General features: G+C 68.3%; 12 protein-coding genes. 9 read left to right on the top strand and 3 right to left on the bottom strand.

What is annotated here, in order from left to right; genetic code table 11:
* The first annotated feature begins 61 nt into the window (after positions 1–61).
* The 8 genes from IE88_RS0110465 to IE88_RS0110430 all read left to right on the top strand — a co-directional run bounded on the left by IE88_RS0110465 (position 62) and on the right by IE88_RS0110430 (position 8,168).
* Positions 62–1,285, top strand: a complete 1,224-nt coding sequence (locus IE88_RS0110465) for an NADH-quinone oxidoreductase subunit D (RefSeq protein ID WP_031554124.1) — start codon at positions 62–64, stop codon at positions 1,283–1,285.
* Positions 1,286–1,368: 83 nt separating this feature from the next.
* On the top strand, positions 1,369–2,292 hold the full coding sequence (locus IE88_RS18855) for a septal ring lytic transglycosylase RlpA family protein (protein ID WP_051881922.1): 924 nt from the start codon (positions 1,369–1,371) through the stop codon (positions 2,290–2,292).
* Positions 2,289–3,443 (top strand): D-alanyl-D-alanine carboxypeptidase family protein, encoded by a 1,155-nt coding sequence (locus IE88_RS0110455; protein ID WP_051881920.1) that lies wholly within the window; start codon positions 2,289–2,291, stop codon positions 3,441–3,443. Before IE88_RS18855 ends, IE88_RS0110455 begins: the two co-directional genes overlap by 4 nt.
* Positions 3,440–4,057 carry a dTMP kinase gene (gene tmk / locus IE88_RS0110450; protein WP_031554116.1) on the top strand — a complete coding sequence of 206 codons (618 nt, stop codon included), beginning with the start codon at positions 3,440–3,442 and terminating at the stop codon, positions 4,055–4,057. Before IE88_RS0110455 ends, tmk begins: the two co-directional genes overlap by 4 nt.
* On the top strand, positions 4,057–5,043 hold the full coding sequence (locus IE88_RS16595) for an AAA family ATPase (RefSeq protein ID WP_051881918.1): 987 nt from the start codon (positions 4,057–4,059) through the stop codon (positions 5,041–5,043). Before tmk ends, IE88_RS16595 begins: the two co-directional genes overlap by 1 nt.
* Complete coding sequence (locus IE88_RS0110440) at positions 5,030–5,812, top strand: TatD family hydrolase (RefSeq protein WP_031554110.1); 783 nt, start codon at positions 5,030–5,032, stop codon at positions 5,810–5,812. Before IE88_RS16595 ends, IE88_RS0110440 begins: the two co-directional genes overlap by 14 nt.
* Positions 5,809–6,639, top strand: coding sequence for an MBL fold metallo-hydrolase (locus IE88_RS0110435; RefSeq protein WP_031554108.1), 831 nt, complete (start codon positions 5,809–5,811; stop codon positions 6,637–6,639). The genes IE88_RS0110440 and IE88_RS0110435 overlap by 4 nt, the downstream gene beginning before the upstream one ends.
* 50 nt (positions 6,640–6,689) lie before the next feature.
* Positions 6,690–8,168 (top strand): sodium/proline symporter, encoded by a 1,479-nt coding sequence (locus tag IE88_RS0110430; protein WP_051881916.1) that lies wholly within the window; start codon positions 6,690–6,692, stop codon positions 8,166–8,168.
* Here the strand turns inward: IE88_RS0110430 and IE88_RS0110425 are convergent.
* Positions 8,140–10,335, bottom strand: coding sequence for a CHASE2 domain-containing protein (locus IE88_RS0110425; RefSeq protein WP_162178335.1), 2,196 nt, complete (start codon positions 10,333–10,335; stop codon positions 8,140–8,142). The genes IE88_RS0110430 and IE88_RS0110425 overlap by 29 nt on opposite strands.
* 14 nt (positions 10,336–10,349) lie before the next feature.
* Positions 10,350–12,239: a FecR domain-containing protein gene (locus tag IE88_RS18850; protein WP_031554100.1), complete on the bottom strand. Its 1,890-nt coding sequence runs from the start codon at positions 12,237–12,239 to the stop codon at positions 10,350–10,352.
* 159 nt (positions 12,240–12,398) lie between these two features.
* Here IE88_RS18850 and IE88_RS0110415 point away from each other — a divergent pair, with 159 nt between their 5' ends.
* On the top strand, positions 12,399–13,931 hold the full coding sequence (locus tag IE88_RS0110415) for a ShlB/FhaC/HecB family hemolysin secretion/activation protein (RefSeq protein WP_081871602.1): 1,533 nt from the start codon (positions 12,399–12,401) through the stop codon (positions 13,929–13,931).
* A gap of 21 nt (positions 13,932–13,952) precedes the next feature.
* Here the strand turns inward: IE88_RS0110415 and IE88_RS0110410 are convergent, their stop codons facing one another.
* Positions 13,953–15,065 carry an aldo/keto reductase gene (locus IE88_RS0110410; RefSeq protein ID WP_031554095.1) on the bottom strand — a complete coding sequence of 371 codons (1,113 nt, stop codon included), beginning with the start codon at positions 15,063–15,065 and terminating at the stop codon, positions 13,953–13,955.
* Positions 15,066–15,094 lie beyond the last annotated feature (29 nt).

Here is a 15,094-nt window from a genome sequence, read left to right as displayed (position 1 = left end):
CGCCGAGCGTTATCTCCGGGGAGATAGCCCCAAAGATCGATTGCGCTAGGAACACGCAGGCATGGCCGACGGCAGCACCCGGACTCTCACAGTTGAGGACAGTTTCTCCGACGCGTCCTCCGATCGCCCCTTCACGATCAATTTCGGCCCCCAGCACCCGGCCGCGCACGGCGTTCTGCGCCTGGTGCTGGAACTGGACGGAGAGGTCGTGGAGCGGGTCGACCCGCATATCGGGCTCCTGCACCGGGGCACCGAAAAGCTGATCGAGCACAAGACCTACCTGCAGGCGATTCCTTATTTCGACCGGCTCGACTATGTCGCGCCGATGAACCAGGAGCACGCCTTCGTCCTCGCGGCGGAGAAGCTTCTGGGCATCGAGCCGCCGCGGCGGGCGCGAATCCTGCGCACGCTGTGGTCCGAGATCGGACGCATTCTCAGCCACCTCCTCAACGTGACGACCCAGGCCATGGATGTCGGCGCGCTGACCCCGCCGCTCTGGGGCTTCGAGGAGCGCGAGAAGCTGATGACCTTCTATGAGCGGGCCTCGGGCGCGCGCATGCACGCGGCCTATTTCCGCGTCGGCGGCATCCACCAGGACTGCCCGCCCGAGCTGATCGAGGACATCGTCACGTGGTGCGGCACCTTCCCGAAGGTGCTCGACGAGATCGAAGGCCTGATCACGAACAACCGCATCTTCAAGCAGCGCAATGTCGATATCGGCATCGTCACCAAGGAAGACGCCTTCGCCTGGGGCTTTTCGGGCCCGATGCTGCGCGGTTCCGGCGTGCCCTGGGACCTGCGCAAGGCCGAGCCCTACGAGATCTATGACGAACTCGATTTCGACATCGCGCTCGGCAAGAACGGCGACTGCTATGACCGCTATCTCCTCCGCATCGAGGAGATGAAGCAGTCCCTGCGCATCATCCTGCAATGCGCGGAACTGCTCGAGCCCGGGCCCATCGCGATCCAGGACGGCAAGATCGCGCCGCCGCCGCGCGCGACGATGAAATCGTCGATGGAAGCGCTGATCCACCACTTCAAGCTCTATACCGAAGGGCCCAAGGTCCCGGCGGGCGAGGTCTATACGGCGGTCGAAGCGCCCAAGGGCGAATTCGGCGTCTATCTCGTCTCGGACGGTTCGAACCGGCCCTATCGCTGCAAGATCCGAGCGCCGGGCTATGCGCACCTCCAGGCGATGGACTGGATGAACAAGGGTCACCTGCTGGCCGACGTCTCGGCCATCATCGGCACGCTCGACGTCGTCTTCGGCGAAATCGACCGCTGATCCGGGCGAGGTCCGGGGCGCTTAAGCGGCGATTAAGGATAAGGGGTGCAAGGGTCTGATCCTGCATAGATCGGGAACAGGCCATGCTCCGCCGCTTCGCTGCCGCTTCGGTTCTGCTCGCGCTCGCCGCCTGCGCCGGGGGCGGTGGCAGCCGTTCCAGCCTTCCGGACGTCGCGGCGAACCCGCATCAGAAGATCGGCAAGCCCTATAAGATCAACGGCGTCTGGTACCGGCCCGAACACGACCCCGGCTATGACCGCATGGGCGTCGCGTCTTGGTACGGGCCGAAATTTCATGGCAAGCTGACCGCGAATGGCGAAGTATTCGACATGAACCGGTTGACGGCGGCGCATCCGACCCTGCCGCTGCCCTCGCTCGTGCGCGTCACCAATCTCGACAATGGGCGGCAGGTCGTCGTCAGGGTGAATGATCGCGGGCCATTCGCCAGCGACCGGATCCTCGACCTCTCGCGAGCCGCCGCGGACGAGCTCGGCAGCCGGCAGGCAGGCCTGGCCCGTGTCCGCGTTCAGTATCTCGGCCCCGGCTCGATGCGCGAGGCGATCACCCGGGTGGGAGAACCCGAGGCCTATCGCGACGGCCGCTACGCCATGGTGAAAGAGCCCAAGGTCGGCGCCATCCCTCAGACGGTGGAGACCCGTATCGAGGAGGGCGGCGAGTTCGAAGGAGAGACCGTGCGGGGCATCGCGGTGGTCGTCGCGGAGGCGGAGGAAGCGGTGGTCGAAGTGCCGGTCGCCCCCGCGCCGGAACCGGAGCCGCAGCAATACTACGTTCAGATCGGCGCCTTCACCTCGCCGGAGAATGCCGCCAGCGCGAGCGCCCGCCTGCCGCGCGCCGTGCCGATCTCGCTGAGCACGGACGAGCAGTCCTCCGTGCCGCTGCACCGCCTGCGCATCGGCCCCTATGAGCACGAATTCCCGGCGCGGGAGGCGCTGCGCGTGGCGCAGAAGGCAGGGTTTCCGGACGCGCATATCGTGAGCGCGCGATGACGGGGCGACTGCTGGGCATTCTGGCGGGGGTCATCCTCTCGGCGGCCGCTCCTGCGTTCGCCGCAGAGGAGTTCGTGCGCACGCAGGCCGATCAGGCGATCATCCTCGACTACGAAACGGGGCAGGTCCTCTTCGGCAAGGAAGCGGACGAGCCCATGCCGCCCGCTTCGATGAGCAAGCTGATGACGGCGGCCGTGGTGCTCGACCTGATCGAGCGTGGCACGATCGGGCCTGACACGCTTTTCGAGGTGTCGGAGAACGCCTGGCGGCGGGGCGGCTCGAAGATGTTCGTGCTGGTCGACACCGAGATCCCGGTCATCGAGCTTCTCAAGGGCATCATCGTCCTGTCCGGGAACGATGCGAGCGTGGTCGTCGCCGAGAATATCGCAGGATCGGAAGAGGCCTTCGCCAAGCTGATGAACGCCAAGGCAGAGGAGTGGGGGCTGACGGAAAGCCACTTCGCCAATCCCACCGGCCTGCCGGACCCTCAGCAGTGGATGAGCCCGCACGACCTCGCCAAACTCGCGCAGCGCATCTGGGAGCGGCATCCGGACTATCGCTACATCTTCGGCCTGCCCGACTATACCTGGTCAGAGATCACGCAGCGCAACCGCAACCCGCTGCTCGGCGTCTTCGAGGGCGCCAAGGGCATGAAGACGGGGCACACCGATGAGTCGGGTTATGGCGTGGTGGGCCTCGCAGAGCGGGACGGGGAGACACGGATCATCGTCCTGCACGGGCTTGCGAACGAACGCGCCCGCCGCAGCGAAGCCGACAGGATCATGCGCATCGCCTTCGAGGAGTTCGATACCCGCACCTTCTTCGAGAAGGGCGACGTGGTGGGCGAGGCGGAGGTCTTCGCCGGGCAGGAAGAGACCGTGCCGCTCGCGCTCGACACCGATATCCGCTTCACCCTGCACGAGCGCTCGCTCGATGGCGCCAAGGCCCATATCACCTATCAGGGGCCGCTGCCCGCGCCGGTGAAGGCGGGGGCGCAGGTGGCGATCCTGCACCTGACCATGCCGGGCGAGGAGCCGCGCGAATATCCGCTCTATACGGCGAAGCGGGTGAAGGGCCTCAGCGCATGGTCCAAGATCGGCCTCGGCCTTCAGGCGCTGCTGACGCCGCCCGAAGCGGACGCCTTCCAATGAGCGGACGCTTTCTCACCTTCGAGGGGCCTGAGGGCGCGGGGAAGACGACGCAGATCGCGCGGCTGGCCGAAACGCTGCCGGGCGCGCTTCTCACCACGCGCGAACCGGGCGGCACGAAGGGCGGAGAGGCCGTGCGCAGCGCGCTCCTCAACCCCGATGCCGCATGGACGCCGCTCGCCGAAGCGCTGCTGATGAACGCCGCGCGCGACGCCCATGTGCAGGAAGTGATCCTGCCGGCGCTGCGGGCCGGCACGAGCGTTCTGTGCGACCGCTATGCGGACTCGACCGACGCCTATCAGGGCGGCGGCGGGGGCCTCGATCAGGACATCGTGGACGCCCTGCGGCGATGGGTCTGTCCGGTCGAACCCGATCTGGTTCTGGTCTTCGACATCGACGTGAAGACGGGGCTGGAACGCGCCGCCGCCCGCGGGGCCGCCGACCGGTTCGAGGCCAAGGGGCTTTCCTATCACGAGAAGGTCAGGGCCCGGTTCCTGCGGATCGCGCAGCGGGACAATGCCGTGCTGATCGATGCGAGCGGCAGCCCTGAGGCGGTGCAGAACCGAATCCTTTCCGCGGTTTCCGACCGGCTGCCGGACCTGCTAGCTGCGTCCTGATGGACGCGCCCGAGCAGACACAGGACATCCTCATAGCCCCGCGAGTGCGCGAGCGGGTGGATGCCGCGCTCGGCGCCGGCGCGCTGGCAGGCGGCTGGCTGCTGACGGGACCGCGCAGCGTCGGCAAGGCGACCCTCGCATTCGCGATCGCGCGGGCCTTTCTTTCGAAGGCAGAGCGGCTGGGCGAAGCGGATGAGACCACGGCGCGCCTCGTGGCGCAGCGGAGCCATCCCGACCTCGTCATCCTCGAGCGGCGCGAGAACGAGCGCACGGGCCGCCTCAAGACCGAAATCGCGGTCGATGATGTGCGCGCCGCGACGGCGCGCCTTTCGACCAAGGCGAGTTCGGGCCGCAGGGTCGTGGTGGTGGACACGGCCGACGAGCTCGGCCGGGCCGGGGCGAACGCGCTTCTCAAGTCGCTGGAGGAGCCACCTGCGGGAACGGCATTCCTCCTCCTGTCCCGGACGCCGGGCCGCCTCCTGCCGACGATCCGCTCCCGCTGCCGCCTCCTGCCCCTGCCGCCGCTTCACGAAGACGCGCTGGCGGGCTGGCTTTCGGGAAAGACCGGCATAGGTGAAGCGGAAGGCCGCGATGCGGCGCGGCTGTCGGCCGGCGCGCCCGGACGGGCGCTGTCGCTTCTGGACGGAGAGGCCGAGGCGGCGCGGGAACTGGCCGAACGGTTCGCTGCGGCAGTGGCGGGGCAGGAGGATCTGCTGGCTGTCGCGGAGGCGGCCGGCGCCAAGGCCAATGATGCGGCCTGGCCCGAGGCCCGCCAGATCGTGCTCGACCGGATCGGCGGCGCGCTGCGCGGCCAGAGCGATCCGGTCTTCTCGAATGCGGCCGGGCCGGTGCTTCTCGAGGCGCTGGACGAGGCGCGGGCGCTCAGTGCGCGCTCCGAGGCGCTGAACGGCGACAGGACGCAGACCGCTCTCGTGCTCGGGCGGCTTCTGGCGAAAGGAATGCGGAGGACCGATGCTGGTCGATAGCCACGTCAATCTGCACGGCGAACGCTATGAAGAAGACCTGGAGGAGGTCTTCGCCCGGGCCGAGGCGGCAGGCGTCGGCGCCATGCTGGCGATTTCCGACCGGCTGTCCTTGACGGAGGAGATCGCCGACATCGTGCGCGGGCGGCCCAATCTCTGGCGCAGCGTCGGCGTCCATCCGCACCATGCCAAGGACTATCCCGGTCTTGCCGCCGAGACGCTCGTCGAACTCGCGGAACCCGAAGAGGTCGTCGGCATCGGCGAGTGCGGGCTCGACTTCCACTACGAATATTCGGAGCGCGAAATGCAGGAGCCCGTCTTCCGGGCGCATATCGCCGCCGCGCGAAAGACGGGCCTGCCGGTCATCATCCATGCGCGCAATGCCGACGACGCGGTGGCCGCGATCCTGCGCGAGGAGGCGGAGGAGGGAGCCTTCACGCCGCTTCTTCATTGCTATACCGGCGAGTGGCCGCTCGCGGAGACGGCGCTCTCTATGGGCGGCTATGTCGCCTTTTCCGGCATCGTGACCTTCAACAAGGCCGAAGCCGTGCGGGAGGTCGCGCGGCGCGTGCCGCTGGACCGCCTGCTGGTCGAGACCGACTGCCCCTTCCTCGCGCCCGTTCCGCACCGGGGGCGGCGCAACGAGCCGGCTTACCTGCCCCGTGTCGCCGACAGGCTGGCCGAGCTTCAGGGCGTGGACCGGGAAACGCTGGACGCGGCGACGACCGAGAATTTCTTCCGCCTGTTCCGCCGCGCCAAGCTGGCCTCATGAAGCTTCGCGCGGTCATTCTCGGATCCGGTTCGTCGGGCGGCGTGCCGCGCATCGGCGGGGCCGACGGGCGCGGCAATTGGGGCGAATGCGACCCGCAGGAGCCGAAGAACCGGCGCACGCGCTGCTCGATTCTCGTCCAGCGCGCCTGCGAGGAGCGGGGCTGGAACGCGGAGGCGCTGACGACGGTCCTCATCGACACGGCCCCCGAACTCCGCCTCCAGCTGACCTCCGTCGGCTGCGGCAGGGTGGATGCGGTCTTCTTCACCCATGATCACGCCGACCAGACCCACGGCATCGACGACCTCCGCGCCCTCGCGCTCAACACCGGCAAGCGGGTGCCGGTCCATGTCGACCCGCTGACCTGTCCGGACCTCATGGACCGCTTCGCCTATTGCTTCGAACAGGCGCAGGACAGCCCCTATCCGGCCATTCTCGACGCGCGCCGCATGCCTGCCCCGGGCGAGACGGTCGAAGTTGACGGGCCGACAGGACCCGTTCCCGTCACGCCCTTCCTGCAAGAGCACGGAACGGTGCCCTCGCTCGGCTTCCGCACGGGGCCGATCAGCTATTCGAGCGACCTCAACGATCTTCCGCCGGAAAGCTTCGAGATCGTGGCAGGGTCGGAGGTCTGGATCCTCGACGCGCTGCGCTACAGGCCCCATCCGAGCCATGTCCATCTGGGCCGCGCGCTCGACTGGCTGGAGCGGCTGCGCATCCCGCGCGGCGTGCTGACCAATCTGCATGTCGACATGGATTACCGCACCGTCGCCGAGGAAACGCCGGAGGGGGTCGAACCCGCCTATGACGGCATGATCGTCGAGGCCTGAAGGGCCCAGGCGGCTGGCGGTGCCGCGCCGGCTGCTGCTAGCGTCGCGCCATGTCCCAGCAAGCTGCCGTCCTTGTCACCCTGATCGCCTACAAGGTCGTGCTGATCGGCATCGGCGTCTGGGCGCAGAGGCGCATTCGGGACGAGGACGATTTCTTCGTCGGCGGGCGCGGGGTGGGCGGTGTCGTGTCGGGGCTGTCTTATGCGGCGAGCACGTCCTCGGCTTGGGTGCTGCTCGGCTATTCGGGCTTCGTCTACGCTGTCGGCGTGTCCGCCCTGTGGATGCTGCCGGGCACATGGGCGGGGTATATCGTCATGTGGGCCGTCGTCGCGCCGCGCCTCAGCGAGGAGGCGCGGGCGAAGCGGCAGGTCACGCTGACGGACTTTCTGACCGACGGGCTCGGCGAGAGCGGAAAGCGGGCCTTGGCGCTGCTCTCGACGGCGCTGATCCTTCTCTGCTTCGTCTTCTACATCGCGGCGCAGTTCGACGCGGCGGCCAAGGCCTTCGCGGACCAGTTCGGCATGGGCTGGGCCGAGGCGGTGCTGCTCGGCGCGGCGATCATCGTGATCTACGCGCTGATGGGCGGGTTCTGGGCGGTCAGCGTCACCGACACGCTCCAGGGCCTCGTCATGGTCTTCGTCGCCGTGGGCCTGCCGCTCATCGCCGTGATCGCGGCGGGCGGACCCTCGGGCATCGCCGAGGCGCTGCGGAATGCGCCGGAGGGCTATCTCTCTGCGAGCGGCGGGCGAGGGCTCTTCGCCCTTCTGGGCTTCATCCTCGGCGTCGCCTCGATCGGGCTCGGCACGTTCGGCCAGCCCCACCTTCACGCGCGGCTCATGTCGCTCAAGGATGAGCGGGCGCGGCGTCTGGGCTTCGCGATGGCGATCGGCTGGGGCGTGCTGGTCTTTCTCGGCATGGCGGCCCTGGCACTGGCGGGCCGGGCGCTCACGGGCGGTGCGCTCGTGGACGGAGAAGTCCTGTTCTACCGCGTCGCGGCCGATGTCCTGCCCGCGGTCCTCGCGGGCATCGTCATCGCAGCCGTCCTGTCGGCGGTCATGTCCACGGTCGATTCCATCCTGCTGAGCGCCGCGGCCGCCGTCGCGCACGATCTCGGCTATACGCGGCGGCATCCGAAACGGGCGCTGCTGATCTCGCGCGGGGTGATGGTCGGAATCGCCGCCTTCGCCGTCATCCTCACGCTGACCCTGCCCGACACGATCTTCAACCGGGTGCTCTTCGCATGGTCGGCGCTGGGCGCGGCCTTCGGGCCGCTGATGTTCGCCCGCATCGCGGGGCGCAGGCCGGATGCCCTGCGCAGCGGCCTCGCCGTCGCCTCGGGCTTCCTCGTCACGGTGTTCTTCTATGCGATGGGGACGCTGGAGGGAGAGGGGTGGCTGATCGCGCTCGGCCATCTCGACGGCGACCCCTTCGAGCGTTTCGTGCCGTGGATCCTGCCCCTGCTCTTCGTCTTCGTGCCGCTGCCCTCGAGAGCGGCGAGGGTCACGCGACCAGCGCGGGAGGCGCGGTGACGGCCTCGGCGGAAGCCAGGGACACCTCGGCCGCACACCCGCCGCCTTCGCGGTCGCGCAGAACCAGCGTGCCGCCATGCAGCAGCGCGATGCGCTCGACGAGGAACAGGCCGAGGCCGCATCCCTCATAGCTGCGGCTCTTCGATCCGTCGCCCTGCTCGAAGAGCTGGGTGAGCTTTTCGGGATCGGCGCCGGCGAGGCCGGGGCCCTCGTCCTCGACCCGGATGCGCAGGGCCTCGGCCCGCTCGGCCGTGATCGTCACCGTGCCCGACCCGCCGCCGAACTTCGAGGCGTTGTCGATCAGGTGGTAGAGGAGGGTGACGATCAGGTCGTACTCCGCGTCGAGCGCCTCCGCCTCGCCGCGGATGACGATGTCGGGATCCGTCCAGGCCTGCCTGTCGCGGGCCCGGTCCAGCGCCGCGGACGCCGCCTCGCCGAAGGTGAAACGCTGCGCCTTCGGCTCGAGGCCGCTCGTCTGGAGGCGCCCGGCGAGCAGCATGTCGTTGACCACGCCGAGAAGCTGATTGCCGCTGGAGCGGATCAGCCGGCCAAACTCGGCATATTCCGGCGAGGAATGCTCGCCGAAGGCTTCGTCCGCGATCATCTCGGAAAATCCGCAGACCGCGTTCAGCGGCGTGCGCAGCTCGTGACCCATGGTCGAGATCAGCGTCGACTTGGCCGCCGAGGCTTCGGCATGCATGTCCTTGGCCTTCCGTTCGAGATCCTCGGCCTGCTTCTGGGCGGTCATGTCGTGAAGCGTGTAGACCGTCACGTGCCGCAGGACCCGGCGCCTTTCATACCGGGACCGGCCGAGCGGGATCTCGACGTCGATGATGCTGGCCTCGACATGGCGGCGATCGCCATCCGTGTGCTTGAGTTCGAGGAGCCGGGGCGGCTCGTCGGCGCTGAGCGTGCAAAGGGCGGGCGCGGCGTCCTTGAGAAGCGCGTCCTGGCGGAGGACATCCGTGGTTCCCAGAAGCTCCGCCGCGCGCTCATTGCACCGCTCGATCCGGCCCGAGCGGCTGGCGAGCAGGATCCCGTCATGATTGCCCTTCATCATCGCTTCGAGAACGGCTGCCTGGCCGCGCTTTTCCATGCGGGACCGGAACAGCTGGGCGGCATAGCGGTCGGCTGCCACGCAGAGCATCAGCGCGGTGCAGAAGGCTTGGATGAGGAGCGCAGGCGCGGTGGGCAGGAGGGTGTCGGCCCAAGCCTGATAGGCCAGTCCCAGAAGGAAGATCGTCGTGAAGACGAAAAGGCCGAGAGCGGCATAGGCCCGGATGCCGACCTGCGAGACCGGCTGGAGCGCGGCAGCGGCTGCCACTGCGATCAGGAGCAGCATCATGACGTCGGGCGCCACGGACTTTTCCGCATCCCGCCGCAGCGTCTCGTAGGCGAGGGCGTTGAGCGCGACGCCGCTGCGGAGACCCAGGAGGGGCAGGGCGAACGCGTCGCCCAGTTCCGGCGCGGTGGCCCCGACGAAGACGGTCCGGCCTGCGAAGACCGAAGCGGGAACGTGTCCAGCCAGAACGTCCGTGAACGGGATGACGGGCAGCGCATCGAGATCCTGGGCAAAGTCCACGCCCCGCAATCCGCTGAAGGGGGCATGCCCCTCAAGCGCAAGGGCGAGGTTGGGGACCGGCCCGTCCGAGAAGGGTTCGTAGGCGCTCATCGCCCGGACCACGCCGTCGGCATCGACGGGAAAGGTCGTCGAGACGACGCGCGCATGCTCGGCGAGAGCGGCGTGGGGGCGGACCTCCGCGACGACCTCGGGCATGTTCTCGTAAGGCTGGCGGAAGCTGGCGAGATAGACGGGAATCCCGGCCTCGCGGATCGCGTCGCGGAACTCGTCGTCGTTTTCCCGGCGGGTGCTGAAATCGATGTCGAAGGCCACCCGCGCCGCGCCTGCGGCTTCGAGTTCGCGCAGGACCTTCGCGTAGCGGTCGCGCGGCCATGGCCAGTCAGGATCCGCCCTCAGGCTCGCCGTATCGATCCCGACGATGACCGAATCGAAGTCGCGGCTCGTCGGCGTCAGCTCGAAATAGAGCTCGCTCAGCGCATGATCGGCATTGTGAAGGAATGGCCGGTCCGCCAATTGCCAGCCGGCGAGGACGGCCAGCGCAGCGCCGAGCAGGCATTGCCACTGCTCGGCGAGATGTCTGCGCAAGGCCGCCATGAGGCTCAGTCGGCCCCGACCCGGCGGCCACTGCCGATCACGACCTGCCGGTCGCCTTCGATGGCGTTGCGGTCGCCGGTGACCGCATTGTCGTCGCCGTCGATCACGTTGAGCCTTCCGATGACGGCATTGCGGTCCCCGGTGACCCGGTTCTGGTCGCCCTCGACGGTGTTGCTGCTGCCGATCACCGTGTTCCTGTCGCCGGTGACCGCGTTGAAGTCGCCTTCGACCGTGTTTCCGTTCCCCTGAATGTTGTTCCAGGTGCCGCGGACATCGTTGTCCCGGAAGCCGCCGAGGGTCGAGCCGATCCTGTTATTGCTGCCGGAGACCGTGTTGCTTTCGCCGAACACGATGGAGGAAAAGCCCGAGACCGTGTTCCTGTCGCCGGTGACGAAGTTCAGCTCGCCGGTGATGGCATTGTTCCGGCCGAATATGTCGTTCCCGGAGCCGGTGAGGACGTTTTCGTCGCCCAGGATCGTGTTGTCGTTCGAGCCGCGGAGCGCCTCCTCGTTCGTTACGAACAGGATCTCGTTCCCGTTGCCCTCGACATCGTTCCTGTCGCCCTGGATCGAATTGTTCCCGCCCACGACGATGTTGTCATAGCCTTCGGCGGTATTGTCCCTGCCGTTGAAGCTGTTCCGGGCACCGCGGTCGATGTTGCCGCCGCCCGCCTCGCCGCTGCTTTCCTCGCCGTCTTCCTCAGGCCGGCCTTCTCCCTCGTTTCCGGAGCCGCCTTGATTGCCCGCCGGAGGCTCAATGCCTCCGCCTTCGGAGCTGCCATTGCCGGGCTCCGGCTTATCGCCGCCATTGCCCTTTTCTCCGTTGCCCGGCTTCACGGCCGGCGGACCCTCTCCGTTGCCTTCTCCCGGATTCCCGTCATCTTTGGGGTCTGAGGGCGGTCCGGCGCCTTCGCCGTTGCCATTGCCGCTGCCTTCTCCGGCTTCGCCGCCATTGCCCTCACCCTGGCCGCCTTTCGTCGCGGGGTCGCCGGCGCCGCCCTTTCCATCTTCGCGCCCGGAATCCGTGTCGGTGTCGTCATCCGCCTCGCCATCGCCCATCCCGTCCTCGGAGGGCTCTTCACCGCCGGTGCCGCCCGCTTCGGGCTCGTCGCCGGCGTCATCGCCATCCTCGTCCTGATCGGCGTAGTCCTCGTCCTCGGACCGGCCGGCAGGCGCTTCGGAGGGCGTCTGCCCCGCCCCTTGACCGCCGTCTCCTGCGACGGGATCGCCGCCATCCTGGTCTTGCGGGTCATCCGTTTGCGGATCGGTTTCGGCGGGAGCAGGCTCCGGCTCCTTCTCCTCTTCGTCCGAGGCCTTCTCCTCCGCCGGGCGGGCCGCCGCTGCGACGCCCGGATCCGCGGGGGTATCGGTGACGACGAGCCTGCCGTCGGATGCCGCCGTGGCGAGGCGTCCGGCCCCGACGAGCTGCATGTCCCCGGAGCGGGACGCGGTCACTTCGACGAGGCCGCTCGTCACCTGCACCTGATGGGCGTCCCCGTCGGCGGAGACGATGAACTGCGTGCCCTTCACGACCGCAGCGACGCGGCGCGTGCGCACGGAGAAATGCTTCCTGTCGCGCCGGTCGACCGTATAGGCGACGCGGCCGCTGTCCTGCTGGATCGACGTCGATCGCGCCGAATTCCCTTCTGCGAGCGAGAGCCGAGCGCTCGGCCCGACAACGATGCGCTGCTGCCCGCGCGTGATCCGAGCCGCGCCTTCCGGTCCAGTCGCGATCCACCCGCCGGAGAATGTCCGCACTTCGCCCTCGGCGATTTTCTCACCGTTGATCTCGACCGTTCCCGTGACGTCGGCCACGGTCCATTGCGCCTGCGCCCAGGCCGGAGACAAGAGCAGGACGAGCGCAGCAACGAAGGTGGAAAGCAGGAATCTGAACATTTTAATTCCTCCGAATAGGGCGAATTTAGGGCCCGCCCCTTAAGCCGAAGAAAACAGGAAACAGGGCTTGGTGAACTCGCCTTAAGCATAGCGCTTCTCTTCCACGCTTCATTTAGGAATTTCTGGTGGTCGTAGCGTCCGACGATCCGCGGATGGCTGATGAAAATAAGGGCACTGATCTTGGCGACCGCCGCCCTCCTCGCCGGCACGGGCGCCCCTGCGGCCGGCGCTTCGTCGGAGCAGGGCTCGGCGCTTGTCCAGCGCGTCGCTCTTTCGGCAAGCGAGGCCGCACCGATGCGCCTACTTTCGGGAACGGCCGACGGCTATACCGGCCGCCCGCTCGGGCGGAACGATCTCCAAGCCCTGGCCGATGCCCTGTCCCAAGCCTGCCAGGGCGGCGGGCTTCTCCTCTGCCGCGCAGACATTCCGGTCCAGGACCTCTCGGACGGAATCCTCGAAGTCCGGATGTCCGAAGGCTATGTGGCCGCGATCGAGGCGGATGAGAGCCTGCTGCCCATCGTGGAGCGGGTGTTCGCGCCATTGCTCGCCGAACGCCCGGCGAAGGAGGGCACGTTCCGGCGCGCGATCGCGCTCCTGGACGATATTCCCGGCCTGAAGATCAAGGCGGTGCGGCCGCGCCGGACAGGGGGCGATGCCTATGTCCTGGAGGTGGCCGGAACCTATGAGCGGTCGGGCCTCCGCGGTCTCGCCACGAATAGAGGATCGCGCCGCGACAAGCCGTGGAAGGCATTCCTCGGCGGCGAAGTCGGATCGGTCCTCCAGCCCGGGGACAGGACGAGCCTCGCCCTCCTCACCCGGCCGGAGGCGCCCGGCGAGCTGGTCTTCATGCGCATGCGCTACGACGCCGCGCCGTTCTCGACCGGCCTCAAGCCCTATTTCGCGCTCGCCGCCTCGAACGCGTCGCCGCGAAGCGAACTCGACGGGCGGGATGTCGAAGGCGAGTTGCGGCGGGCGGAAATCGGCATCACGAAACCGCTTTTGCGCCGGGAGGGCCTGCGCGTCGATCTCGAAGTCGGGCTGGAAGCCTCCCGCTCGGTCGAGAAGGAGGAAGAGGATACTCTCTACGCCGACGAACTCCAGATCCTGACCGCGGAGATCCTCGGGCGGCGCAAGGTCGGGCGATCGGGCCTCGCCGTTGGGCGGGCCAAGCTGAAGCGGGGCCTCGGCCTTGGGAATGCAGGCGGCTCATCGCGTCCCGACGGCGAGGCGGTCTTCACCACCGTCTCGTTCGCCGCCGACCTGTCCGCCCGTCTGCCGCGGGGGGTGGTCGGCCGCCTCGGCGCCAGCGGCCAGCTTTCGGACTCGCCTCTTCTGTTCGCGGAGGAGTTCGCGCTCGGCGGCGGCCGGTTCGGGCGAGGCTATGATTTCGGAGAGGTTCTCGGCGATCACGGCGCGGCCGGCTTCGTCGAGCTGGCGCGGCCGATCCCGATGAAGGGCGAGCTGTCCACGATCGAGCCCTATGTCTTCGCCGATACCGGCGTGACCTCCAACAAGGGCGCAGGGCTGAGCGCGGACGGCAAGGCCCTGTGGTCGTCGGGCGGCGGCGTGCGGCTGCTCGGCCGGTCCGGCTGGTCGCTGCATTACGAGGCGGCGATGCCGCTCTCCGATGCGCCCTATACCCTTGAGGATGACAGCCTGCGCCATCGCGTCGATATCGGCTTCAGGCGCTGAAGGCGCGGCGGCGCGCGCCGTTCAGGACGGGACCGGCGCGTCCTGCGCGATCAGGCCCTCGGCCCTGAATTCTTCCCACAGGGCAGGATCGATCCGCTTGCGCATGGACTGCGCGTTCTGATGAGCCTGGCTCGCGGACCGGGCGCCCGGGATGATCGAGGACACCGCCGGGTGGGCCGCGGCGAATTGCAGGGCCGCCGTGCGCAGGTCCGTGTCATGCGCCTGGGCGATGGCGTCGAGCCGGGAACGCTTGGCACGCATGTCCGGCGGGATCGGGCCGTAGTTGAACCGGTTGCGCCCGGCGAGGAAGCCGTCATTGAGCGGCGCGCCGATCACGGCGGTGGCCCCGCTTTCCGCGATGGCGGGCATGACGCCGTTCAGCGCAGGCTCGTGCAGGGCGAGCGAATATTGCGTCGCCACCAGCATGATGTCCGGGTCCGAGACCTCCAGGGCCCGCAGGATCGGCTCCGGCGTGTTCACGCCCATGCCCCACGCCTTGATGATCCCCTCTTCGCGCATCCGCGTCAGCTCCGGCATCGCGCCGCGCCGGGCGACATCGAAATGCTCCGTCCAGTCCTCGCCGAGGTCCGCATTGTCCGGCGACAGATCGTGGATGAAGACGACGTCCAGCTGCGCGAGGCCGAGCCTTTGCAGGCTCTGCTCGATGGAGCGGCGGATGCCGTCCGCGCTGTAGTCGTATTCGTGCCGGAAAGGCGGGACCTGCGCCCAGATGCTGACCTCGGTTCCCGCGACGGAGCTGTCGGGGATGAGAACGCGTCCGACCTTGGTCGACAGGATGTAGCCGTCCCGCGGCTTGTCGTCGAAGAAGGTGCCGAAGCGGCGTTCGGACAGGCCGAGCCCGTACCAGGGCGAGGTGTCGAAATAGCGCACGCCTTCGTCCCATGACGCCTGGAGCGCTTCGGCGGCCTGCTCGGCCGGGGTGCGGAAATGCACGCTGCCCGCCTGGGTGCCGCCCATGCCGAACCGACCGCCCGGCACGAAACGTCCGTTCTGCCCCTCATTGCGCGGCAATGTGGCGGGCGAGCGCTGCGTCCGCGCCGCTGCGGGGCCGTTCAGGAGAGTCGCGGCCGCCGTGACGGCGGCACCGCCGAGAAAGGTGCGTCTGCTGGTCATGATCCGGTCCGTGAAAGCGTTTCAGCTCC

The organism is Parvularcula oceani, assembly GCF_000733125.1.
Classification (GTDB): domain Bacteria; phylum Pseudomonadota; class Alphaproteobacteria; order Caulobacterales; family Parvularculaceae; genus Parvularcula; species Parvularcula oceani.
This window is presented reverse-complemented; position numbering and strand designations above follow the sequence as displayed.

Coding starts and splice junctions, on each gene's coding strand:
- IE88_RS16595 (WP_051881918.1), top strand. CDS start 4,057: ATGGACGCGCCCGAGCAGACACAGGACATCCTCATAGCCCCGCGAGTG.
- IE88_RS0110455 (WP_051881920.1), top strand. CDS start 2,289: ATGACGGGGCGACTGCTGGGCATTCTGGCGGGGGTCATCCTCTCGGCG.
- IE88_RS0110410 (WP_031554095.1), bottom strand. CDS start 15,065: ATGACCAGCAGACGCACCTTTCTCGGCGGTGCCGCCGTCACGGCGGCC.
- IE88_RS0110465 (WP_031554124.1), top strand. CDS start 62: ATGGCCGACGGCAGCACCCGGACTCTCACAGTTGAGGACAGTTTCTCC.
- IE88_RS0110440 (WP_031554110.1), top strand. CDS start 5,030: ATGCTGGTCGATAGCCACGTCAATCTGCACGGCGAACGCTATGAAGAA.
- IE88_RS0110430 (WP_051881916.1), top strand. CDS start 6,690: ATGTCCCAGCAAGCTGCCGTCCTTGTCACCCTGATCGCCTACAAGGTC.
- tmk (WP_031554116.1), top strand. CDS start 3,440: ATGAGCGGACGCTTTCTCACCTTCGAGGGGCCTGAGGGCGCGGGGAAG.
- IE88_RS18855 (WP_051881922.1), top strand. CDS start 1,369: ATGCTCCGCCGCTTCGCTGCCGCTTCGGTTCTGCTCGCGCTCGCCGCC.
- IE88_RS0110435 (WP_031554108.1), top strand. CDS start 5,809: ATGAAGCTTCGCGCGGTCATTCTCGGATCCGGTTCGTCGGGCGGCGTG.
- IE88_RS18850 (WP_031554100.1), bottom strand. CDS start 12,239: ATGTTCAGATTCCTGCTTTCCACCTTCGTTGCTGCGCTCGTCCTGCTC.
- IE88_RS0110415 (WP_081871602.1), top strand. CDS start 12,399: ATGAAAATAAGGGCACTGATCTTGGCGACCGCCGCCCTCCTCGCCGGC.